Origin of the sequence: Chitinophaga sp. sic0106 (assembly GCF_019219075.1) — a bacterium.
GTDB lineage: Bacteria > Bacteroidota > Bacteroidia > Chitinophagales > Chitinophagaceae > Chitinophaga.
Genome location: NZ_JAHUWJ010000014.1, coordinates 113,725 through 137,402, shown reverse-complemented (window position 1 = coordinate 137,402; position 23,678 = coordinate 113,725). Strand labels below are relative to the sequence as shown.

Sequence of the window (23,678 nt, the reverse complement as noted above, 5' to 3'; positions counted from 1 at the left end):
TCCATTATTCCCGTACAGGTAATGAATTGCTACTATGGGTTGCTGCTCTGTACATGCGATCAAAGTAAATGCTGCCCTCAAACCTGCCCGGCAAACTGATGCTCCGTAGTAGCAAGGAACGCGAATGCTTTCTCTTAAAACCTGTTCGGCCCAGGTAGCGGTGTTACCTCCGCAGCCCCGCACAAATCTTTTTCACAATCGTTGGACCCTCATAAATAAACCCGGTGTACACCTGTACCAGCGCAGCACCCGCGTCCAACTTCTCCTGCGCATCCGCAGCTGTAAAAATACCCCCCACTGCAATAATCGGAAAAGCCCCATTACTTTTTTTGTGGATATAACGGATCACCTCCGTGGATTTATCTTTCACCGGCAATCCGCTCAGGCCACCAGCACCAATTTCCGTTACTTCAGTGGCAGGCGTTTCCAGGCCCTCCCGGCTAATGGTAGTATTGGTAGCTACGATACCCGCCAGTTTAGTCTCCTGTACTATCTCCACAATATCATCCAATTGCTCAGTGGTTAAATCCGGTGCAATCTTCAATAATATAGGCTTCTGTACTTTCTTCTGACTATTAAGAAACTGCAGGTGATGCAGCAATTGCTTCAGTGGTTCCTTTTCCTGCAAGGCACGCAGGTTAGGCGTATTTGGAGAGCTTACATTTACCACAAAGTAATCCACCACATCAAACAGCGCATGGAAGCACTTTTCATAGTCACTTACCGCTTCTTCGTTAGGGGTAACCTTGTTTTTTCCAATGTTACCACCTACAATGATATTGGACTTTTTATGTTGCAGGCGCCTGGCAGCTGCCACTGCACCCTCGTTATTAAAGCCCATCCTGTTGATCAGCGCCTTATCTGCCGGCAGGCGGAACAGCCTCGGTAAATCATTTCCCGGCTGTGCTACCGGCGTAACAGTACCTATCTCCACAAATCCAAAACCCAGACTCGCCAGCTCATCAATGTATTTGGCATCCTTGTCGAAACCGGCTGCCAGTCCTACTGGATTAGAAAATTTGAGCCCGAAAACTTCTCTTTCAAGCCCTTTCTCTTTTACTCCGCAAAATGATTCCAGGATTTGCTTGCCAAGCGGCAGGGAATAAATCGTTTTCATGCCACGCATAACGCTGTGGTGAATGTTTTCCGGCGGATAGCGGAACAGGATATTTTTGATCAGATTGTACATGTCGGGGGCAAAGGTAGAAATTTTTTCTATCCATTGATGTTACTGGAGATCACCTATATTTGCACCTCATCATGTTGGCGCTCCAATCATTTGAGGATTTGTTCAGGGAAAATCATGCGCACTGCCTCGCCTTCGCGACCCATTACACGGGCGATATGCACGAGGCCGAGGAAATAGTTCAGCAAGTGTTCCTGAAGCTATGGGAAAAAAGGGATACGATTGTTATTACCGGGCCCGTAAAGTCATACCTGTTTTCTGCTATCAGAAATGCCGCCATCAGCCAGTGGCGCAAAGCTACCGTTAGAAGCGAAAAAGAAACCGCCTACAGCCAGCATCGCGACGCCGCTACCCAGGCCGCCGAAGTGCGTGAACTGGAACAACTCTACCACCAGGCCCTGGAACGACTCCCGGAAAGATGCCGCGAAGTCTTCGTCCTCAGTCGCCACCAACAGCTCAAATACGCTGAAATCGCCGAAACCATGAACATCTCGGTGAAAACCGTAGAAAACCAGATGGGGAAAGCACTGAAAATCCTCCACCAGGAACTTAAAGAATACCTGCCGCTATTGACAGGATTCCTTTTCTAAAAAAATATCCGGCCCGGATAGGGGACAACCCTTTTCAGGTGCGTCATATGTAAACAACGCATACACTGTATAATGATACCATCGTTCTCTGACGAAGCACTCTACACCCTGCTCTGCAAATATCTGCTCGATGAAGCGGACGGGGAAGAACGTGCCTGGGTAGATAACTGGCTTACAGCGCATGCGGACAACCAGCAACTGCTGGATGCCCTGCGAAAAGTGCTGGACACCGCCGCCGCAAAGCAATACAGCATCCAGGCAGATACCAGCTCCTCCTGGCAACGCCTATACCAGCAAATGGACGTGCCGGAAACACCTGCCCAACTGCAACCCGTCCGAAACTTCTCCTGGAAAAATCTTTGGAGAGCCGCAGCAGTACTACTGCTAATATGCTGTGCCGGTACCTGGTACCTCCTTACCCGCCCGGCCGAAAAATATGCAGGCCCCCTGCAGGCAACCCTGCTGGATGGCAGTAAAATAGAACTGAAAGGAAAAGCCTCCACCCTCAATGTGGCCAAAGGCTTCAACGATAAAAACCGAAAGGTAACACTGAAAGGTAGTGCCGCTTTTGATGTGGCCGCAAACCCCAGCCAACCCTTCATCGTGTCCCTCGGACGCACAGAAGTGAAAGTGCTGGGAACCCGGTTTACGGTCAACTATCAGCCGGAAAGCGCCATCCTCGAAGTACACGTCAGCAGCGGTAAAGTAATGGTCATCGATCACGCCCGGGCAGATAGCGTAGTCCTTTCAGAAGGTATGCTCCTCCAACAGGACGCCGCCCGCCAGGATTTCCGTGTAGCCACCCACGTAATCGATCCGGTACAGAAATCCCTGGATTTCCAAAACGTACCGCTTGAAGAAGTGTTACAAACCGTCACCGTACTCTATGATGTAAGAATCATCGTGGAAGATACCGCCATGCTGAAACTAACGGTGAAAACAAACCTTAACGGAGCCAGCATCGAAGATGTGATGAAGTCCCTGGCACTCAGCGTAGGCGCTCAGTGGGAACAAACCGGCCCCCGTCAATACCGCCTTAAATAAAGGCACTGTTATCACTATAATCTGTTAAACATACTTTTAATTTAATATTACTATGTCGTTGACCGGAAAACTGTTGACGGTGCTCTTTTTTTTGAGCTTGCCGCTACAGGTTCTGGGATGGGATTGGCAAACGAAGGTGACGGTAGTAGTGCAGCACCAATCTTTGCAAACCGTATGCGAGCTGCTGGAGAAAAATTATAACATCCATTTTTCCTATAGCCGCGACCTTGTCAATTTATCCAGGAAAGTAACAGTAACTGTCCATAACCAACGCCTGAAAACGGTGCTGGAAGACCTCTTCGCACCCGATGATATCAAGTTTACCCGCGTAGGGGATCTCCTCGTGCTGCTACCCAATAACAAAACCACCCGCACCATCAACGGATATGTGAAAGATGCCGCCACCGGCGAGCGACTCCCCGGCGCCACCATCTGGTCGCCCACCTTGCAGCAAGGCACGGTTACCAATCAATACGGCTTCTTTAGCTTCACCACCACCAAAGATACCAGCAGTGTAGTCGTGTCGTTTATAGGATACCAGCCGCAGTGGCGACAATTTCCCAAAAACGACCGCACCATCGAAATTTCACTGGAGTCAACCACTCTCCTCAAGGAAGTAGTGGTGAACGGAGGAGAAGGTAATAACCTGCAAAACCAAACGCAGATGAGTAAAGTCAATATCTCCTCCGCGGCGGTGAATAAAACACCGCGACTCCTTGGCGACGCTGACCTGATACGCACCCTGCAGGCCATACCCGGTGTAAGCGGCGGTATGGATGGCGTTTCTGGTCTGCACGTACGTGGCGGCAGCCCGGATCAAAACCTCATCCTGCTCGATGGCTCTCCAATATTCAACTTTTCACATTTTTTCGGCATATTTTCTCTTATCAATCCGGATGTGGTAAAATCAACGGACCTCTATAAAGGCGCATTCCCGGCCCGTTTCGGCGGGCGGCTCTCCTCCGTGGTGGATATCACCCTTAAAGACGGGGATATGAACAGCTTTCACGGGGATGCAGCCATAGGCCTCATCTCCACCAAATTCGACCTGGAAGGGCCTATTGTTAAGGATAAAACCTCCTTTATCGTTTCTGCCCGGAGATCCTACCCTGACCTGGTTTACAATTCCCTGATACGCCTGGAAGATGATGAAAAAAATGAAGCCGACTTATCTGCTTATTTCTACGATATCAATGCTAAACTGAATCATATCTTCTCTCCTAAAGACAGGCTATATCTCAGCTTTTATACCGGGGAAGATAAAATGAGCCTGCACCTCGATTCTACCAGTATCCCCGATACGGCAAAGATCAACATGCTCAGTAGTGGTTTTGATGTTAGCTGGGGCAATACCATCGGGGCGTTGCGCTGGAATCATATCTATGGTCCGAAGTTGTTTTCAAATATCAGCCTCAATTATTCTACCTACGCTTTTAGCACGCAAATCGGGTATAAGTATACATTGCCTGCGGCCAATGAGCTTATTGACCAGGTAGGCTCTTACCGCTCCCGGATGGAGATTGCAGGGGTACGTGCCGACTTTGACTATCGCCCTGCGCCGAGTCATGGGCTCCGGTTCGGGACCGCTGTGAACATCCATGATTTTAAACCCTCCATGTCCACCTTTGCAGATAAAAGTGGCTCGGTAACACCGCTGGATACTGTTGCCAATGGCCCGCAGAATACCGCTGCAGAAATGCTGCTTTACATCGAGGATGACTGGCAGCTGAGTCCCGTTTTTTTTGTAAACGCCGGCCTGCATGCATCCGGATTCCTGGTGTCGGGGAAATTGTACCATAGCCTGCAGCCCAGGCTGGGACTACGTTACATGCTTCCGAAAAATTGGGCACTGAAGGCAGCCTATACGCAGATGAATCAGTATATCCACCTGCTATCCAACTATGGGACTTCACTACCGACTGATATCTGGGTGCCGGCTACCGACCGGGTAGCGCCGATGTCGTCCCGCCAAATGGCACTGGGCATTGCCAAAACCAGTAACCGGCAGGTGTATGAGTTCACGGTGGAAGGCTATTATAAAAACATGCATAATATGATTGAGTTACGTGATCCGATGGGCTTCATTACCCCGGATCTGCTGCGCTGGGAAGACCAGGTGAGCGTAGGGCGTGGCTGGAGCTATGGAGGGGAAGTGATGATAGCAAAGAAAAAAGGGACTACCACCGGTTGGATTGGTTATACGTTATCGTGGAGTACCAGGAAGTTTGCAGATATTAATAATGGTAAAATCTTCCCGTACAAATATGATCATCGCCATGATGTTGAAGTGGTGTTCAACCAGGTGCTGGCTAAAAACTGGGATTTTTCTGCCTCCTGGCGTTTTTCTACCGGCTCTCCGCTTACCTTGCCAGTGGCCAGTTATGAAGGGATTGAAACCGGCTCACCCTGGGACCCTGTAACCGGCCCGGGAAATTCAATTGACAGGTACGGCAACCGGTATAACTATCGGACCGAAAACTCCCACCGGCTGGATATCGGGATTAACTGGACGAAGCAGCGCGCTAAATGGAGCCGCACCTGGAATTTCAGCGTGATTAACGTCTACAATCATAAAAATCCTTTTTATTACTATGTAAAAAGAGATGATGAGGCGAAACAGCGTTATCTCTCCAAAGTGGTCATACTGCCTATTTTACCTAGTGTAACCTATTCAGTAAAATTTTAGTTTATGAAGAAGCTGGTGTATTTCATATATGCGTTCCCGTTATTACTGGTATGGTGTGCCTGTGAAAAACGGGTGGATATAGAAATTGCCTATGAAGGGGATAAGTTGGTCATGAATACCTTCATGCAACCGGATAGCCTGATCTATGTACGGGTGACCCGTAGCGTGCCGGTAAGTGAGTATGACGAAACTGCTTTTAAAGAAGAGGCAGGGGCACAGGTAAATATCGCTGCCAGCGATGGCACCGTATTGCCGGTGACCCTGCAAACCATTGCCGGCCGCAGGTATTTTGTTTCCGGTATGCCTGCCAAACCAGGCTTGCAATACAAAGTAAGTGCCGGCAGTAGCGGATTACAGCCCGTTTCGGCATACGATACCCTGCCCGCAGTGCCGCAGGTAAGGGATGGTAGTGCACAAAAATCCTCCACCAGGATTAAATTTATCCTGAGAGATTATCCGGGTACAGGCAATTATTATCGTTTGCGGGTATTTACCGTAGAAAATAGCTCCGCTAAATCCGCACTACTTTTTCGCCTTGATCCGGCTTTTAATAACAATCTGATCGACATGATCGCCAACGGTAACAGCACCAGTCTGATCATGGACGACAGCCGTTTCGACGGGCGCGAACTTACCTTTGTATTACAAACACAGGACCCCATTAACCAGTCAGATAGCCTGATGGTAGAAGTAACTACGTTAACCTACAACGCCTGGCAGTACCTGCGTACCGTTGCGCTGCAACAGGGCAATAGCGGCGTTATTGTGTCAGAGCCGATCAGAGTGTTCTCAAATGTCGGGAATGGCTATGGTATCGTTGCTGGCATAAATACTAAACGGTTGGTTTTTAAAGTTGACTAAACGGGTTTTCTTCATTCCTCCTCATGGGAACCTTGCTGCATAGCCTCATGGATAGCGTTGGCCATTTGTACGGACTGGCTGATGATTACCCGCTGCAGTTTTTTCTGTGCCGGCGCCGGGAGTTTCTCCACCGACGGAAAATGCGCTTTAATCAGGTCGTTGGCGGCAGTAACCAATCCATCCTGTACATTTACTATCCTTAATTGTTCTTCCATTGCCTGCTGAAAATCTTGTGAAAAAGGATCTAAAATCTCATCCCAATCCATGTGAATACCAAATTACTTTCCGCCTATAACGCCTGAGGTTGAATTTAGTTGAACAACGAACTATTTTTTTGAAAAAAAAATAACTCCATCCTCCCATTTTGTTGTGTATGAACATTTTCGTAACACATGTGTTCTCTTGGTCAGCGCTCACAAATCATTGTTTATTTCTCATAATAGTTTTGTCCTATCCCATATTGTGACGCTGTTATAAAAACACGGAAACCTGCATCCTTTAATCACTAAATCAAAATGGTTGATTATGCCCTTACAGATTTTTAAACACCAAAGCAATGGGAATGGGGCCGACAAACCCCATTTAGGTGAAGACATTTACACCTCGCCCTACATGCGCGAAGGGATAGAGCTAAATAAAATGCCCGGAACGTCCCACCTGCCTGAAAATGTGTATGCCTTGTTGAAAGATGAGTTGCTGCTGGATGGTAACTCCAAACAAAACCTCGCCACATTTTGCCAAACCTGGATGGACGAAGAGGTGCATAAGCTCATGGACGACTGCATCGACAAAAACATGATCGATAAAGATGAGTATCCGCAAACAGCGGCTATTGAGGCACGTTGTGTGAATATCCTGGCGGACCTCTGGAACTCTCCTGCTGCCACTACCACCATCGGTTGTAGTACTACCGGCTCCAGCGAGGCAGCCATGCTGGGTGGACTGGCCCTGAAATGGCAATGGCGCAAGAAACGTAAAGCTGCCGGTAAAGACGACTCCAAACCCAATCTTATATGTGGCGCCGTCCAGATATGCTGGCATAAATTCGCCCGTTACTTTGATGTGGAGCTGCGCGAAATACCACTGGAGCCTGGTAAGCTTACCATGCAGCCCGAAGATGTACTGAGCCGCGTTGATGAGAATACAATCGGTGTGGTTCCTACGCTGGGTGTTACTTTCACCTGCCAGTACGAGGATGTGAAAAAGATCAGCGATGCGCTGGATAAACATGCAAAAGATACCGGAATCGATGTGCCTATTCACGTAGATGCTGCCAGTGGCGCATTCATTGCACCTTTTATTACCCCGGATCTGGCATGGGATTTCCGTTTGCCCAGAGTGAAATCTATCAATGCTTCCGGACATAAATACGGATTGGCACCGCTCGGAGTGGGTTGGGTCGTATGGCGTGACCGCAGTGATTTGCCGGAGGATCTGATTTTTAATGTAAACTACCTGGGAGGAAACATGCCTACGTTTGCACTGAACTTCTCCCGTCCGGGTGGCCAGATCATTGCCCAGTATTATAATTTCCTGCGTCTGGGCAAAGAGGGCTATAAAAGGATCATGGAAGCGAATATGTCGCACGCTCAATATATCGCTGACGCTATTAAGGAACTCGGCTTGTTTGATTTATTCTATGATGGCCGTGGTGGATTGCCTGGGGCTTCCTGGCGCATCAAAGAGGGTCTGAATCCTGGTTTTTCCCTATATGATTTGAGTGATCGTTTACGTATGAGGGGATGGCAGATTGCCGCATATCCGTTACCATCCAATATGGGAGATGTGGTGATTCAGCGTGTGCTGGTACGGCACGGATTCAGCAGGGATATGGCTGATCTGCTGATCAACGATATCAAACGTGCGATCGATTACTTCCAAAAACACCCGATTTCTGTTCCGCTCACCCGGGAAGAAGCCGGTGGTTATGCACATAACTAGTAAAAAAATCATGCTGGCAGTTAGTAACAATCCTTTACGGCTTGTTATTGGCTGCCAGTTTTTTTAACGCATTCAAACTGTTTCTGAATATGGCTGCAACTTCATCCACCAAAATAACTTACGTGAGTCTGGCCCTGATGACCGCCGCTGCGGTGATTAGCTTGCGCGGACTTCCCATGATGGCAAAAGAGGAGCTCACTATGTTTTTCTATATCGGTTTTGCCACCTTTTTATACCTCATACCAGCGTCACTGGTGGCTGCCGAATTAGGTAGTGCTTTTAGTACCAAAGGAGGCGGTGTATATACCTGGATCAAAGCGGCATATGGCTCCAGGATGGGATTTCTGGCCATCTGGCTGCAATGGATACAAAATGTGGTGTGGTACCCCACGGTACTGGCATTTGCGGCAGCGTGTATCGGATATACCATTGGCAAACCGGAGCTGGCCAATAACGGAACTTTTGTGGGAATATTTTCCATCATCATTTATTGGCTGGCTACCCTGCTGGCATTAAAAGGCACTGACCTGATCAGCAAGGTTACCAGTTATGGGTTTGTAGTAGGTACCGTTATTCCGGGTGTCGTTATCATTCTCATTGCGATCGTTTATATTTTTAAGGGAGAGGAGATACAATTCCTTCATCCACAGGAAAACGTGGCAAGTATAGTGAAGGAGGTAGATGGAAGGTTACATCCCCGGCTCTTCCCTTTTATCGGTGGTGTAGGTGATATTGCCTTCCTGGCCGGGATTCTCCTGTTATTTGCCGGTGTGGAAGTACACGCCGTACATGCGCAGGAGTTAGATAATCCACAGAAAGATTTTCCTAAATCTATTTTACTCGCCGGTATTATCATATTCGCCCTTTTCACCTTTGGCTCGCTGGCAGTAGCTACCGTATTGCCTTATGACCAGATAGACCTGCAGGCAGGGTTAATGGAAGCATTCCGGGTGATCTTTACCAAAGTAGGGGTGCCATGGGCTACCAGTATCATTGGTATTTTGGCGGCCTTTGGGGTATTAGCAGGTGTAACCTCCTGGATCTCTGGTCCCAGCCGTGGTTTGCTGTGGACAGCCAAGGAGGGGGTGTTACCTCCATTTTGGTCCAAAACCAATGCAAACGGTGTACAGATTAATATACTGATTGTGCAGGGCTGTATCGTTACCATTCTGTCGTCCCTGTATTTCTTTATGGATAATGTGAGTGTGGCCTTCTTCCTGTTGAGTGCACTTACCATTGGTTTATACCTGATCATGTACCTGATGATGTATGCAGCTGGTATTAAACTGCGATATACAGAACCGGATCTGCCGAGAACCTATAAAGTACCGGGCGGAAATAAAGGGATGTGGTTTTTCGCCGGAATTGGTTTTGTGGCAACCCTGTTTTCCTTTGTGGTGGCATTTTTCCCGCCAACGCAGTTGCCGGTGGGTAGCCCTGCTTCCTACGTGGCCATGGTTGCTGGCGGTACCATCATTTTTGTTGCGATTCCGCTGATAATTGCTAAAAAGCCGCACACACATCTCTAAAAGAATAATACAATCACTATGATAAAATACCTTTACTGTTCAAGGAGGATTTTTTTTGGTAGTGTAGCATTACTATCGTGTTTTGTGATCCCCGCGCAGGCGCAGGTTAGCACTGATAGCCTGTTGAGGCGGATTGATAGTCTCGAGGCAAAAGTGAACCGCATACAAAAACAAAATATACGACCGCTGCCTGAAAATCGTTCCCAAACAAGGAGTAGCCTGGAGTCAGGCCGCTATGGCGGATTTGTGGTGGCGGACTTAAACAATACCAAGCTCACCATTGGGGGCTTTGTGCAGGCGGACTTCATTTTTGATTTTAAGGAGCCAGGAAATGCATGGGCGTTTGCCACCGCCAGCATTCCCGTTAACAATGGTTCCAGGGGCAACGTGACTTTTTCCCCCCGGCAAACCAGGCTCAGTATTGGTTCGGAGTCAGATACCAAATTGGGAAAACTCAAAACAATCCTGGAATTTGATCTGTACAATTCTGACGGATCGCTGGTGCCACATCTGCGCCATGCATGGGGCGAATTAGGAAGATGGGGAGGCGGGCAGTACTGGTCGGCATTCATGGATATAGATGCATTCCCCAATACCATTGATTATGAAGGTCCTAATGCCATGGTTTTTGTCAGACAGGTACAACTTAGGTATACCCAGCCATTGTCAAGAAAATCCACATTGGCATTTTCGCTGGAAAATCCAGGCAATAGTGTCCGTTATCCAATAGATTCCGGCCTTTCATCCCGAACGATTTTTCCAGACGTGGTAGCACAGTTTCGCTGTAATTTAACCTCAAATACGCATATACAGCTGGCAGGGCTTTTTCATCCGATCACGTTTGATAATGCTGCTGATGAAATGACGACCAATATCGGATGGGGAGTTAACCTGACCGGTACTATAGAGGTGAGTGATAAAAGCAAGGATAATATTATGTTTCAGGCGGCATATGGGCAGGGGATTTCCCGTTACTTCAATGATATAGGCGGCTCCGGCTACGATGCGGTGGTTAAAAGCCAGTCAGCCATCAAAACCATTCCAGTCCTGGGTATTTATGGATTCTATGATCATTGGTGGTCAGATAAACTGAGTACAACCTTTGGCTATAGTTACCTCAAGCTGGACAACCAGCAATGGCAGCCGGTTACAGACTTCAAATCCACCCAATACGGCGTGTTGAACCTGCTGTATTATCCATCTTCCTTTGTGAAATTCGGCCTGGAATATCTCTATGGCAAACATATCACTATTGATGACCAGAGCGGCGACAACAGCCGGCTCCAGCTATCAATGATGTACAAATTTTAAAACATTCCTTATGAAAAGCATGCACACTGTGATCTGCGCATTGATATGTTTACTGCTGCCAGCCAGCAGTTTGATGGCGCAGAAAGCAAAGCCAGGGCTTACGGAAACAAGCATCCGTGCAGCCATGAACGAGGCGTATGATAAATTTAAGAATGCTCCCGGCGGTGCCAACGCCAATTACATTCCCTATCTGGCGGATGTGGACCCCAAACTATATGGCATCGTGGTATGCACGGCCGATGGAAAAGTTTTTGAAGTGGGCGACACCAAGTATGAGTTTGGTATCGAGTCTATCTCAAAAGTATTTGTACTGGCATTGGCTATGCAGGACAATGGTGCTAAAGCCATTGAAGACAGTATTGGTGTAAATGCAACTGGTATGCCTTTTAACTCCGTACTGGCGGTAGAGTTAGAACCCGCCAGAGCCGTAAATCCACTTGTAAACGCTGGTGCCATGGCCACTAACAGCTTTGTAAGAGCACCCAACAGTGCCGCCAAATGGACAAAAATTGATGATATTTTTGCCAAATTTGCAGGGCGCCGACTACCTGTCATAGATAAACTCTATCAGTCGGAAACCGTTACCAATCAGCATAACAGGGCAATCGCCTGGCTGCTGTATTCTTATGGCAGGTTTTATGATGATGTAGATGTATCCGTAGATCTTTACACAAAAGCCTGTTCCTATGGTACCAATGCCAGAGACCTTGCCGTGATGGCGGGCACCCTGGCCAATAATGGTATCAACCCGGTGACGAAAGAAAAAGTCATCAACCCTGATTTCTGTCCGAAAATATTAGCCAATATGATTACGGAAGGGTTGTATGACTCTACCGGCGATTGGGTATACCACACCGGGCTGCCAGGTAAGAGTGGTGTTGGTGGCGGCATTATTGCCGTTGTTCCCGGTAAACTGGCTATTGCCGTGTTTGCCCCACCGTTGGATAAAGCAGGAAACAGTGTGAAAGGTCAGTTAGCGGTGAAATATATGGTGGATAAATTAGGTTTGAATTTGTTAGATGGAAGGAATTAATTTTTAAATAGTTCGGGAGGTAGCCTTACCTGAGGCAAGGCTACCTCCCGAATCAGCGGTCACCTGCGGTGGCCGCTGATTCGGAACCTGAATGAAAAAATCTTTATGATTCCGTAATTTCATAGAACAAGTTCATACCATAACAAGTTTTATAATTATGGATGTAAAAGACTACTATAAAATCCTGGGCGTAGAAAAGAGTGCAACAGCAGACCAGATCAAAAAAGCCTACAGAAAACTGGCGGTGAAATATCACCCCGATAAAAACCCTGATAATAAAGCCGCCGAAGATAAGTTCAAAGAAATCAATGAGGCCTATGAAGTGCTGAGCGACGCCGACAAACGCAAGAAATATGACCAGTTCGGTGAAAACTATAAATACTACGAACAGCATGGCGGCCGTCCGGAAGACTACGACTGGTCCCAGTTTGGCGGCGGTGGCGGCGGTCAGTCCTACACCTACCAGGGCAATATGGATGATATGTTTGGCGGGGAAGGAGGTAATTTTTCTGACTTCTTCGAACAACTGTTTGGAAACCGCTTTTCCGGCGGTGGCCGCAGACAGCAACGTACCACGCGCGGCCGCGATGTACAGGCCACCATGGAGGTGAGCCTGGCAGATGCCTATAACGGCGCTACCCGCCAGGTAGAAGTAAGTGGCAGCAGATTGAATATAAAGCTCAAACCGGGCCTTTATGAAGGTCAGGTAATACGATTGAAGGGAAAAGGTTCTCCGGGCCGCCAGGGTGGTGAAAACGGGGATTTACTCATCTCCATACAACTAGCACCCCACCCCGGGTATGAACTCAAAGGACAAGACCTGTATGCGGATGTGGATATTCCCCTGTATACCGCCGTGCTGGGTGGAAAAATAACAGTACCCACACCAGGCGCTTCCCTGAATATGAATATCCCGGCAGGCACAGATAGTGGCAAGGTTTTTCGGCTGAAAGGTAAAGGGATGCCTGCATATGATAACAAGGGTAACGCTGGCGACCTCTACATTAAATCGGTGGTACGCATACCCACCCACCTGTCTGACAAAGAAAAAGAACTGTTTCAGCAACTTTCACAATTAAATGAGAATGGTCATGCTTAAACTATTTGATTATCTCGAAGATATTGCAGCCACGGAAAGAATTTCGCAACTGCGGAATCCACCGCTGCTGTACACCGCCAGTGAAATCATGAAAGAACTGGGCTATGAACAGCTGGCCATGGCGCAGGAGCCGCTGGACCGTGCCATGCACGCCTGCGCTGCACTGAATATTCCCGTAAACTTCAACTTTCAGAAAGTATACTGTTTTAAGGACGGTGAAATGGTGACCGACTGGCAATTGTCGGAGCTGGCATCGTACCTGTTTATGATTAACTGCAATCCGCTGAATCCAGTGGTGGCAAAAGCACAGCTGATATTCATGATGAAAGATAAAGTATGAGAGATGTAAACCGGACGGGTATATTGATTGTGATCATTATGGGAACTATCATGGCCGGGATAGATTCCAGTATTGTTAATATATCCCTTCCCGTTATGAGCCGGCAGTTCAACTGTACACTCGATGAAATCGAATGGGTGATCACGGTGTACATGCTCAGCTTCTCTGTACTGATGCCTCTTACCAACTGGCTCAAAAACCGCATCGGATTTTTTAATCTCTACCTGGGCGCTATCACGCTCTTCACCATCGGATCACTCCTCTGCGCCCTATCCACGGACCTGTCCAGTTTATTGGTAGCCCGTATCATACAGGCCCTCGGCGGTGGCGCCATGGCGCCTACCAGCATGGCCATTATTTCCTACGTATTTCCTGCAAGGGTGCGGGGTACTATATTAGGCTGGTGGGGGCTCGGTAACCTCGTAGGACCCGCTATAGGTCCTACGCTTGGTGGTATACTGACGGAGCATTTCGGATGGCCCTCCATCTTTTATATTAACCTGCCCATCGGCATACTCACGGTGGTGATGGCGTTTAAATACCTCGGTATCTTGCGCCGGCAGCCGAAGATCAAGCTGCCGTTCGATCTCGCGGGATTCACCACACTGACGCTTTTCCTGGTAGGATTACAATATGGTATTGCTAAAGCCGAAAGAGTGGGCTTGTCATCTCCCCAAATCATCATTACGCTGGTAATAGCTTTCCTTTCGCTCATTGCATTTATAGTAATCGACCGGCGCGTGAAAGCACCTATCATAGACTTACAACTATTCAGGAATTACGCCTTCGTGAGTTGTATACTGGTCACCATTTCCAGGGCGGCGGCCCTGTTTGGAGGGCTGTTTCTGATGCCATTTCTGTTACAGGAGCAGATGGGATTTTCGGAAGGGATGTCGGGGCTGCTGATACTCCCCAACTCCGTGTTTATGGCGGCCCTGATGCCCTTTGCAGGCAGGTGGTCCGATAAGCATGGAAGTCGCGAAATATCCATGGCGGGGTTGGTGCTGCTGGCCGTGTCCATGTTTCTGTTTGCCCGGCTCGATGTGGGCAGCAGTATCCGCAGTGTGATCATCACCATGACGATCCGCGGCCTCGGAATGGGATTGCTGCTGGCGCCTCTTAATTCCGCCACCATCAGTGCCGTGCGTCCACCGGAAGTAACCATGGCTTCCAGCATCAGCACCCTGATGCAGCAGGTAGGTGGTGCACTCGGTATTGCCATGCTGGCTATTATCACACAGGGAGCCTACAACGGGCATATCCTGAATGGGGTAACCAATATGCAGGCACATCACCTCGCATTGAAGCAGGGTTTTCATATTTCCATGATCATCCTGCTGGTGACACTCATACCTGCCTGGTTTATGCCACGGCGCAATATTGTGCGCAAGGAGGAAGAAGCCGTGCATATCGATACTTAGGAACAATATTTGACTGCATCTCAGAAATAACTATTTTTAAGAATGGCCAACACAGGAATGAAGCGCATTTTAATGATTGATGATGATGAAGATGATTTCTTTCTCGTAAATGCACTGCTGCAGGATATTTCGCCTGATCAGTACCTGTTGGAATGGGCCTCCTCCTACCAAAAAGGCATTATCGCCATTGAATCCATGCAACATGATTTATACCTGGTGGACTACCGTTTGGGTGGCTTTACGGGTATTGATGTGTTGAAGCATTTTCGCCAATTGGGGATTAATGCCCCCGTTATTCTGTTTACAGGCAAAGGTGATTATCGCATCGATAAGGAAGCGATGGAAGCAGGAGCATCTGATTACCTGGTAAAGTCAGAAATTAATGCGGCCATGCTGGAAAGGGCCATCCGCTATACACTGGATAAGTATGCGCATCTCAGTGCCATTGCGAAAAGTGAAAAGCGTTACTTCAGTATTTTCGAAAAATCAAATGACCTTATTTTACTGGTAGATAAAACCCAGCGCATCATCGCTGCCAACCCGGCTGCCCTGCGGCTGCTGGGGTATGATGACGCTACCTTGTATAGTTTTCACCTCCGGGATTTATTTGCCGGGGAAGAAGAAGGGGCAGACTTTGCAGCACAGTCGCTGTCCTCCTTCAATACACAACATAAAGAATATCTTTTCCGCAATCGCCGGCAGCAACTGCTGGACGTGACGATGAGTGTATCGCTGCTGGATGAAAAGAAGGAACTCTACTTATGCCTGATACAGGACGTGACGGCCCTGAAACAAAAAGCCAGGGAAAAACAGCAGCATGAAAAATTTGCTATCACCGGCCGTATAGCCCGTGTGGTGGCGCATGAGGTGAGAAACCCCCTGACGAATATATTACTGGCCACCAGTCAGCTGAAAATGGAGCCTGTAGCCGAAACGGAGGATGCAGTATTGTACCTGGATATCATGGAACGCAACTGCACAAGGATCAATCAGTTGGTGACGGAGTTACTGCAATCTACGAAGATGGTGGAACTGCATATGCAGGAACTACACCTGCACACCCTGATCGACAAAGCTGTGCAAATGGCTGCTGACAGAATGCAGTTACATAATATGCGCCTGGAATACAAACTGGCAGCGCATTCCCCGATTGTTTGGGCGGATGAAGAGAAATTAATCATTGCCCTGCTCAACATTATTATCAATGGAATTGAAGCCATGGAACCTGGCAAAGGAGTACTTGAAATAGAAACCGCTGTTGATCATAATAAAGTATTACTTCGTATAACCGATAACGGTAGCGGCATTTCTGCCGAGAACCTGAGTAAATTGTTTGAACCATTTTTTACGAGTAAAACAAAAGGTACAGGGCTGGGACTTACAGCTACCCAAAACATCATCCTCAATCACAAGGGTACAATCAATGTGAAATCCAAACCAGGAGAGGGTACCAGCTTTTTTGTCACCTTTCCGTTGCTGGGGTGATCTGAAAAAAAAATAAAATTTGCGAAAATAAACTGCTATCTTTCCGGCCGAATTATACCTACTTCATTTTAGCCACCCTACGGAAAAGCTGCGAATCGCATTGCCTGCAGCAGATAATCGATCGCTTTACTACATCAAAATCAATTATTTAAGTACTACCAATACGTGCAGCTTATCCCTGTATTTCTATTGGCTATTCATCCGACTATGCACCACTTTACCGTACATCGTCAGAGAAACAGCTTTGTGTTTTCTCTTGTTTTACTCCTATTAAACATTTTCGCAGTTACAGCCCATGCGCGTACTGCACCTCTGAAAGCGGCCGCTGTGCCGGTGATTGCCAGTGTACAGGTACCTGCTTCCGGCAATTACAAAAAAAATGACAAGCTCACCTTCACGGTAAACTTTAGCAATGTGGTACGCATCACAGCATTGTCGCGCATTGCGCTGACGATCAACGGGCAAACCCGGTATGCTACCAATGAATCCACTGCTGATGCTGCCGTGCAGAAATTCAGCTATGTGGTAGGAATAGGTGATAACCTCACTAACGGTACCGTCTACTTTGATAATAAATTGGAAATCGTATCCGGATATATCCGTGATGTGGCTTCCGGCGACTACCTGGACCAGGGATTTACCAGCTTGCCTGCAGGTACACCGGTAAGTGTGAGTGGTATGAATGTAGATGGAACCCCGCCAGTGCCGGGCGTTTTCCAGCTTGCAGGTCCTAAGGATGTGGCAGTAACAATGCCGTCGCTGTCGTTTAACATCAGCTTTTCTGAAAAAGTAACCAATGTTACCAAATCAGGTTGGGTAGCTACGGGTACTACTAAAGTGACTTATAGTGATTATAATGTAGTTATGAATCCTGACCAACAAACAGGAGTGATTACATTTCTGGATGTAACTAACCTGGATCACCGCGATTCCGGAATGCTGGGCGTGATATTGATTCCCGGCCCCAGTGGAATCCTGGATCTGGCGGGAAATCCCCTGGAAGTTACAGGTGTAAGTAACAGCTACTATATGGCTAAGGCGGTACTCACTGCGCCTATCCCTACTATTACTGTGGTGGGTGGTAAAACCAAAGTAAACGGGCCTTTTACCGTGAAAGTGGAATTTGATAAAAATGTGCAGTCTGCTACTTTTGATGCCTCCAAATTAACTGTGACAAATGGTACGGCTGTATTTACCGGCAATCCTTCGATTGGCGTGTATGAGTACCTGGTAACACCGGTAGCTGCGCCGCCATCCGGTGCTATCAGCGTGAAGCTGCAGGCGGGTGCAATCAAGGGTGAAACGAATATCGATAATGTGGCTTCCAATGAGCTGATTCTGAATTATGATCTGGTAAGGCCTACCGTGTTGAGTATTGTTCCTTCTACCAATAATGTGCTGAACCAGTTTGAGGCTGTTGTTACCTTCAGTGAGCCTGTGACGGGGCTTTCCGCCACCGGATTATTAGGTACACATGGTGCAGTTACCATCAATGAACTGGCGCCAAATAATGGCACCGTGTATAAAATCACATTTGTTCCTGTAACGCCTACGGCAGATGTTAACTTCGGCGTTATGGAAAATGCCGCGTATGATGAGTATGGAAACGGTAATGTTGCCAGCACCATCGTTAATCATCATTATGACGTGGAAATACCCAGGCCGCTTTCGATCGTACCTGTTACACCTACCCCTACCAACCTCAATACCGGTGCGTTCGTGCTGACTTTCAGTGAAGAAGTAACCGCACCATTACCCACAGATTTTGTTACCGGTATTACCGGATCAGTGGGTGGTGCAGTGGTTTCGGGGGTAGTGCGGCTCTCTCCTGCCAGCTTCCGTATTGAACTAAGTGGCATTACCGGTGATGGCGATTTAAACTTGTCACTACTGGGTACAGCTAACGTGCGTGATAATTACAATAATAAAATTGGTATGGGCGTAAGCAGTGCTTATATCACTTACGATCATACGTTGCCGGTATTAACACTGCCCGCTGGTGGTGCTACCTATGGGGCACCATTCACCATTACATACACCTTTAATGAGCCGGTGGTGCCTGGTGATCCTGGAGCATTCAGCTTTACCAATGCCTCCCAGGGACCATTGACCAGGGTGGATGATACGCATTACACCGCGTTGGTGTCACCTGGCGTAACTGGTGCCTTTGATGTAACGGTTAATCCCAATGCATTTTATGATAAAGCAGGGAATCCGCTGGCTACTGTAGCTGTTTTCCAGGCGGCGTATAATAATGATATTCCACAACCAGAATTAACAAGAGTACCTGGTTATACCGCTCCGTTCACTTTGAATTTACATTTCTCTATTCCGGTTACATCGCCACTTATTTTATCGCATTTTGTTTCTACCAACGCGTCGGCAATTACCATAGTGCCGCCTGGCAGTCCTACTTATCAGGACGTCATGTTGTATATATTTCCGGCAGGTCCGGGTCCGATATCAGTGTACCTGAATGCAGGTGTCACACAGAGCACCACCGGCATTCCCAATGCCGAGTCAAATACCGTTATCTGGACGTATGATCCAAACCCTTTTGATGTAGTGCTTTCAGGACCAACAGTAGCAGTGAACAGTTTTGAAGTGGATGTGGTAGCTAGTAAAGATATGGATCTGTTAACAGCAGATAAGTTCACGGTTAGCAATGGAACTATCACCAACATTCAAAAAATATCCAACACGCAGTATAAGCTCACCGTAGCTGCGGTAAGCAGTGGTATTGTGCAGGTTCAGCTGCCTGCCGGACAGCTTTTTGATGCCGTAGGTCGTCCAAATAGTGCCAGCAACACCTTAGCGGTGGACGTAAGCGTTAACCAGGCACCTACAGATATTACCCTTACAAATGCTGAGGTGAATGAAAACAGTGTAGCAGGAACCGTAGTAGGTATATTGGGAGTGGTAGATCCTAATATGGGCAATACATTTACATTTGAAGTGGTAGGAGGCCCGGATATGGGCAGTTTCGAAGTAAATGCTACCGGTGACCTGCTGACCAAAGCAGCTTTTGATTACGAAACCAAAAGAGAGTATCGTATCACCATAAAGGTGACTGATAATTATGGCGCCTGGATGACCAAGGATTTTGTGATTGCGGTAAAGGATGTAAATGAAGCGCCAACTGATATCCTGTTAAACAATACCAATGTGGATGAAAACAAACCTGTTGGTACAACTATCGCGGATGTAACGGGCACTGATCCCGAAAATAATACACTCAGCTTTACGCTCGTAAATACACTGGATGCTGCAGTGTTTACCATCGGTGCGGATAATATACTGAGAACTGCGGCGGTATTCGATTTTGAAACCAGGCAAACTTACACCATCCGCATCAGAGCGCAGGATCCTGCTGGCCATTTCTTTGAGAAAGACTTTACCATTCACGTACAAAATGTGAATGAAAGTCCGGCTGGTATCTCCCTGGATGTAAATACAATTGATGAAAATAAGCCAGCAGGAACCCTGGTAGGTACATTTACCGTACAGGATCCTGATAACTTCACCTTTGACCTGGAGCTGGTACCTGGCAACGATGCGGACCAGTTTGTGCTGGATGGCTATGAATTGAAAACGGCGACCTCTTTTAACTACGAAGTGAAAAACCAGTATACCATCCGTGTAAGAGCGGTGGATGGCGAAGGTTTGGATGTGGAAAAAGACTTTGTGATTAATGTTAATAACGTGAATGAGCAGCCTACGGATATTTTCATTTCCAGTACCACGGTGGGTGATAATGCAGTGATCGGTAATACTGTAGGAACGCTGAGCACTACTGATGAGGATGCAGGGGATACCTTTACCTATACCCTGGGCACCGGTGGGGATAACGATGCATTCCATCTTTCAGGCAATGCGCTGATAACTACACAAACATTTGACGTTACTGTTAAATCTGCTTATTCCATTAGCGTTACAACAACTGATGCGGGTGGCCTGAGCTTTACAAAGCAATTTACTATCAATGTGGTGCATGTGCCGCTTACCCCAACGGATGTCACATTGTCGGCCAGCAATATCACAGAAAATCAACCAGTAAATACAGAGATTGGCACATTTACTACCGTGGATGCCAACGCCCACGAGTCGTTTACCTATACCCTGCTACCTGGCCTGGATGCGGACAGCTTCCTGGTTGTGAATGATAAGCTATATAATAAAGTAGTATTCAATTATGAACACGGTCATGCCTATACGGTTAAGGTAAAAGTGACGGATATTGATGGCCTTAGCTTTGAAAAAGTGTTTACCATCAACGTATTGGATGTAAATGAAGCACCGGTACTTTCGTTGAGTAATACAACCGTTGATGATTTCAGTCCTGCGGGTACTGTAATTGGCAACCTCACCGTGGCGGATGAAGATGCGAATGAAACACAGGCATTTGCTTTTGATGGCGGCGCAGATGACAACCAGTTTGAAATAGTGGGTGGCCAGCTGAAGATTAAGACAGTGGTGGATTACCTCGTGAAAGCATCCTATGAGGTGAAAATAAAAGTAACGGATAAAGGCAGCCTCACAGATGCTAAGACCTTTACCATTACGGTAAACAGGGTAAATAAGGCGCCAACGGATATTGCACTGAACAACAGTGCCGTGGATGAAAATAAGCCGGCAGGTACCGTGGTAGGTACATTAACTGCTACCGACGCAAATGCTGATGACACGCATACCTATACTATTGAACCTGGTGGGGATGCAGCGGCATTCACGATAGTAGGCAATGAGTTACGTACCAATGCTTCATTTGATTACGAGGTGAAAAGTGCTTACTCCATTACCATCAAGGTAACAGACGCCGGTAACGCTACCTTCTTAAAAGCATTTACTATCCAGGTAAATAATGTGAATGAATCGCCAGACCTGAACCTGAGTAATCAAATGGTGGAGGATTATAGTCCTGTAGGTACATTGGTAGGTATCATTACTACCAGCGATCCGGAAAACGATGCGGTAACCATCGCTTTTTCAGGATATGTAGATGACAGCAAATTTACCATTGTGAACAATGAGCTGCGAATGGCAATTGTGGTGGATGGTGCCACAAAATCTATCTATACTATCGGCATAAAAGCAACCGATAGTCATGGTAATACGACGAAAAAAGTTTATGGAATCGGGGTAGTTGCCGTGAATCCTGCGCCAACAGCTATACTGTTATCTGCCAATACCATCGAAGAAAATAAACCTGTTGGTACAGTAGTGGGTACATTAACCGCTACGGATGCAGGCAACGATACACATACCTTTACGATTGTTCCGGGTGGGGATGGTGCATCTTTCACCATTCAGGGTAATGAGTTACGTACCAATACCGTGTTTGACTACGAGACGAAGCAAACCTATACCTTGCGCATCAGGGTTACGGATGCTGCCAATAACACCTTTGAAAAGGACTTTACGGTGTCCGTAACAAATAGCAATGAAGCACCTTCGGCTATTAACCTGAGCAATAATACGGTAAGCGAAGTGGTGGCAGCAGGTGCCACAGTGGGTACGCTTTCAGCCACAGATCCGGATGCCGGTGACCAGCTTACTTTCAGTTTTGCAGGCGGGGCAGATGATGCGGCCTTTGAGATCAACGGCACTACTTTAGTAACCAAAATTGTATTTGATTACGAAACTAAAGCGCAATTCAATATTAAAATCAAAGTAACAGATGGTGGCGGGTTGAGTTATACCAAGGATTTTGTGATCCAGGTAGTCAACCTCAATGAACCACCTACCGACATTAAGCTGGATAATAATACTATACCGGAATTAAAACCTGTAGGCAGTGTAGTAGGAAATCTGATGGCTACTGATCCTGATGCAAACGAGACCTTCACCTGGACCCTCGTTGGTGGTGCAGATCAAAATAAGTTCAGCATCACGGGTAACCAGGTATTGGTAAATGCCCTGCTGGACTACATGCAGCAGAAAGATTATATCATTCGCGTTCGCGTTACAGACGCTGGTGGTATATGGATGGAGAAGGATTTAACTATTACTGTTACCTCCATTAACTCCGCGCCTACCAACATCTCCCTGGATAAAAATACCATACTGGAAAATGCACCGGCAGGTACGGTCATAGGTACACTGAGCGCCACAGATCCGGATGCCGGAGATGTACTCGCTTATGCGATTGCAGGCGGGGCGGATGCAACCAAATTCAAGCTCAACGGGGCTAACCAGTTGATATCAGATGCGGTGTTTGACTACGAGCAAAAAGATAACTATACCGTTCGTATACGCGTGACCGATAAGCGTGGTTTAACGTTTGAAAAAGATATGGTGATTACGGTAGTGGATGTCAATGAAGTACCTACCATTAACGCAGTAACGAAGCAGGTAGTTTGTGATGGCCATCAGGCACAGGAAGTACGCCTCACCGGCTTAAGTGCAGGTCCTGAATCCGGACAAACGATTACCCTGGTGGCTACCAGCTCGCAGGACTTCTTTACAAGTCTCACCACCCGTGATAACAAAGATGGCACTGGCGCTGTCAGATTTACCTTGAAGGATAATACAAAGGGTACAACCACCATCACGGTGCTTGTGCGCGATAATGGAGGTGTGGCCAACGGCGGAGTGGACCAGGTAGCCATAACATTTGAGTTGCTGGTAAATGAGGTGCCGGATGTGAAAGTGGTGAGCGATAAACCTAACCCTGTACCTGCGGGCAGCATAGTGAAGCTGACAGCCAGTGGGGGCGTGAGCTACGAGTGGGGTGATGGCGCCTATATTATCGATGGTAAAAATACACCGGTGCTTACTATAAAACCAGAGGCGAATAGTGTGTACCTGGTAACGGTTACTAACGTTAACGGCTGTACGGTTACTACCGATGTGAAAGTAGAAGTAAGGGGAGAGGTGCAGGTGGAGGCAGCTAACCTGCTTACACCAAATGGCGATGGTATCAACGACCGATGGGTTGTGAAAAACATTGGCAGGTATCTGAATAACGAGGTGAGAATTTTCGATCGTGCAGGGCGACTGGTATATACCAGAAAGGGCTATAACAACGAGTGGGATGGCAAGCTGAATGGCCAGCCACTGGCGGAAGGTACCTACTATTATATCCTGGATTTGGGTAATGGCAGCAGTATGAAAGGCTTTATCACTATTGTGCGTGAACACTAAACTTAAAGA

General features: G+C 47.4%; 15 protein-coding genes. 13 read left to right on the top strand and 2 right to left on the bottom strand.

The genetic code is table 11. The features are described from left to right. Positions 1-163: 163 nt before the first annotated feature. On the bottom strand, positions 164-1,189 hold the full coding sequence (locus tag KW844_RS20015; protein ID WP_218378563.1) for a quinone-dependent dihydroorotate dehydrogenase: 1,026 nt from the start codon (positions 1,187-1,189) through the stop codon (positions 164-166). A gap of 71 nt (positions 1,190-1,260) precedes the next feature. On the opposite strand from KW844_RS20015, the gene KW844_RS20010 reads away from it, so the two are divergent. The 4 genes from KW844_RS20010 to KW844_RS19995 all read left to right on the top strand — a co-directional run bounded on the left by KW844_RS20010 (position 1,261) and on the right by KW844_RS19995 (position 6,367). Next, on the top strand, positions 1,261-1,776 hold the full coding sequence (locus KW844_RS20010; protein ID WP_218378562.1) for an RNA polymerase sigma-70 factor: 516 nt from the start codon (positions 1,261-1,263) through the stop codon (positions 1,774-1,776). Positions 1,777-1,848: 72 nt separating this feature from the next. Next, positions 1,849-2,820 carry a FecR family protein gene (locus tag KW844_RS20005; RefSeq protein WP_218378561.1) on the top strand — a complete coding sequence of 324 codons (972 nt, stop codon included), beginning with the start codon at positions 1,849-1,851 and terminating at the stop codon, positions 2,818-2,820. A 52-nt stretch (positions 2,821-2,872) separates the two neighbouring features. Next, the gene (locus KW844_RS20000) at positions 2,873-5,506 is read left to right on the top strand and encodes a TonB-dependent receptor (RefSeq protein WP_218378560.1); all 2,634 of its coding nucleotides are present in this window, start codon (positions 2,873-2,875) and stop codon (positions 5,504-5,506) included. Between the two features lie 3 nt (positions 5,507-5,509). Then, positions 5,510-6,367 (top strand): DUF4249 domain-containing protein, encoded by an 858-nt coding sequence (locus tag KW844_RS19995; protein ID WP_218378559.1) that lies wholly within the window; start codon positions 5,510-5,512, stop codon positions 6,365-6,367. 11 nt (positions 6,368-6,378) lie between these two features. Here the strand turns inward: KW844_RS19995 and KW844_RS19990 are convergent, their stop codons facing one another. Then, on the bottom strand, positions 6,379-6,633 hold the full coding sequence (locus KW844_RS19990) for a hypothetical protein (protein ID WP_218378558.1): 255 nt from the start codon (positions 6,631-6,633) through the stop codon (positions 6,379-6,381). 259 nt (positions 6,634-6,892) lie between these two features. Here KW844_RS19990 and KW844_RS19985 point away from each other — a divergent pair, with 259 nt between their 5' ends. The 9 genes from KW844_RS19985 (at position 6,893) to KW844_RS19945 (ending at position 23,669) form a co-directional block, all read left to right on the top strand. Then, positions 6,893-8,308 (top strand): glutamate decarboxylase, encoded by a 1,416-nt coding sequence (locus tag KW844_RS19985; RefSeq protein ID WP_218378557.1) that lies wholly within the window; start codon positions 6,893-6,895, stop codon positions 8,306-8,308. An 89-nt stretch (positions 8,309-8,397) separates the two neighbouring features. Further along, positions 8,398-9,837, top strand: a complete 1,440-nt coding sequence (locus KW844_RS19980; protein ID WP_218378556.1) for an APC family permease — start codon at positions 8,398-8,400, stop codon at positions 9,835-9,837. A gap of 18 nt (positions 9,838-9,855) precedes the next feature. Next, positions 9,856-11,148 carry a DcaP family trimeric outer membrane transporter gene (locus tag KW844_RS19975; RefSeq protein WP_218378555.1) on the top strand — a complete coding sequence of 431 codons (1,293 nt, stop codon included), beginning with the start codon at positions 9,856-9,858 and terminating at the stop codon, positions 11,146-11,148. Between the two features lie 10 nt (positions 11,149-11,158). Next, on the top strand, positions 11,159-12,181 hold the full coding sequence (gene glsA, locus KW844_RS19970) for a glutaminase A (protein ID WP_218378554.1): 1,023 nt from the start codon (positions 11,159-11,161) through the stop codon (positions 12,179-12,181). Between the two features lie 157 nt (positions 12,182-12,338). After that, positions 12,339-13,280, top strand: coding sequence for a DnaJ C-terminal domain-containing protein (locus tag KW844_RS19965; RefSeq protein WP_218378553.1), 942 nt, complete (start codon positions 12,339-12,341; stop codon positions 13,278-13,280). After that, entirely contained in the window at positions 13,273-13,620 is a 348-nt protein-coding gene (locus tag KW844_RS19960) for a hypothetical protein (RefSeq protein WP_218378552.1), read from the top strand. Before KW844_RS19965 ends, KW844_RS19960 begins: the two co-directional genes overlap by 8 nt. Further along, positions 13,617-15,041 carry a DHA2 family efflux MFS transporter permease subunit gene (locus KW844_RS19955; protein WP_218378551.1) on the top strand — a complete coding sequence of 475 codons (1,425 nt, stop codon included), beginning with the start codon at positions 13,617-13,619 and terminating at the stop codon, positions 15,039-15,041. Before KW844_RS19960 ends, KW844_RS19955 begins: the two co-directional genes overlap by 4 nt. A gap of 42 nt (positions 15,042-15,083) precedes the next feature. Continuing rightward, positions 15,084-16,526: a hybrid sensor histidine kinase/response regulator gene (locus tag KW844_RS19950; protein ID WP_218378550.1), complete on the top strand. Its 1,443-nt coding sequence runs from the start codon at positions 15,084-15,086 to the stop codon at positions 16,524-16,526. 207 nt (positions 16,527-16,733) lie between these two features. Beyond that, on the top strand, positions 16,734-23,669 hold the full coding sequence (locus tag KW844_RS19945) for a cadherin domain-containing protein (RefSeq protein WP_218378549.1): 6,936 nt from the start codon (positions 16,734-16,736) through the stop codon (positions 23,667-23,669). Positions 23,670-23,678: the final 9 nt, after the last annotated feature.

What these genes read in the sequence shown, in the direction of transcription:
- KW844_RS20015 (WP_218378563.1), bottom strand. Translation starts at nt 1,189, where the DNA reads ATGTACAATCTGATCAAAAATATCCTGTTCCGCTATCCGCCGGAAAAC.
- KW844_RS20010 (WP_218378562.1), top strand. Translation starts at nt 1,261, where the DNA reads ATGTTGGCGCTCCAATCATTTGAGGATTTGTTCAGGGAAAATCATGCG.
- KW844_RS20005 (WP_218378561.1), top strand. Translation starts at nt 1,849, where the DNA reads ATGATACCATCGTTCTCTGACGAAGCACTCTACACCCTGCTCTGCAAA.
- KW844_RS20000 (WP_218378560.1), top strand. Translation starts at nt 2,873, where the DNA reads ATGTCGTTGACCGGAAAACTGTTGACGGTGCTCTTTTTTTTGAGCTTG.
- KW844_RS19995 (WP_218378559.1), top strand. Translation starts at nt 5,510, where the DNA reads ATGAAGAAGCTGGTGTATTTCATATATGCGTTCCCGTTATTACTGGTA.
- KW844_RS19990 (WP_218378558.1), bottom strand. Translation starts at nt 6,633, where the DNA reads ATGGATTGGGATGAGATTTTAGATCCTTTTTCACAAGATTTTCAGCAG.
- KW844_RS19985 (WP_218378557.1), top strand. Translation starts at nt 6,893, where the DNA reads ATGCCCTTACAGATTTTTAAACACCAAAGCAATGGGAATGGGGCCGAC.
- KW844_RS19980 (WP_218378556.1), top strand. Translation starts at nt 8,398, where the DNA reads ATGGCTGCAACTTCATCCACCAAAATAACTTACGTGAGTCTGGCCCTG.
- KW844_RS19975 (WP_218378555.1), top strand. Translation starts at nt 9,856, where the DNA reads ATGATAAAATACCTTTACTGTTCAAGGAGGATTTTTTTTGGTAGTGTA.
- glsA (WP_218378554.1), top strand. Translation starts at nt 11,159, where the DNA reads ATGAAAAGCATGCACACTGTGATCTGCGCATTGATATGTTTACTGCTG.
- KW844_RS19965 (WP_218378553.1), top strand. Translation starts at nt 12,339, where the DNA reads ATGGATGTAAAAGACTACTATAAAATCCTGGGCGTAGAAAAGAGTGCA.
- KW844_RS19960 (WP_218378552.1), top strand. Translation starts at nt 13,273, where the DNA reads ATGCTTAAACTATTTGATTATCTCGAAGATATTGCAGCCACGGAAAGA.
- KW844_RS19955 (WP_218378551.1), top strand. Translation starts at nt 13,617, where the DNA reads ATGAGAGATGTAAACCGGACGGGTATATTGATTGTGATCATTATGGGA.
- KW844_RS19950 (WP_218378550.1), top strand. Translation starts at nt 15,084, where the DNA reads ATGGCCAACACAGGAATGAAGCGCATTTTAATGATTGATGATGATGAA.
- KW844_RS19945 (WP_218378549.1), top strand. Translation starts at nt 16,734, where the DNA reads ATGCACCACTTTACCGTACATCGTCAGAGAAACAGCTTTGTGTTTTCT.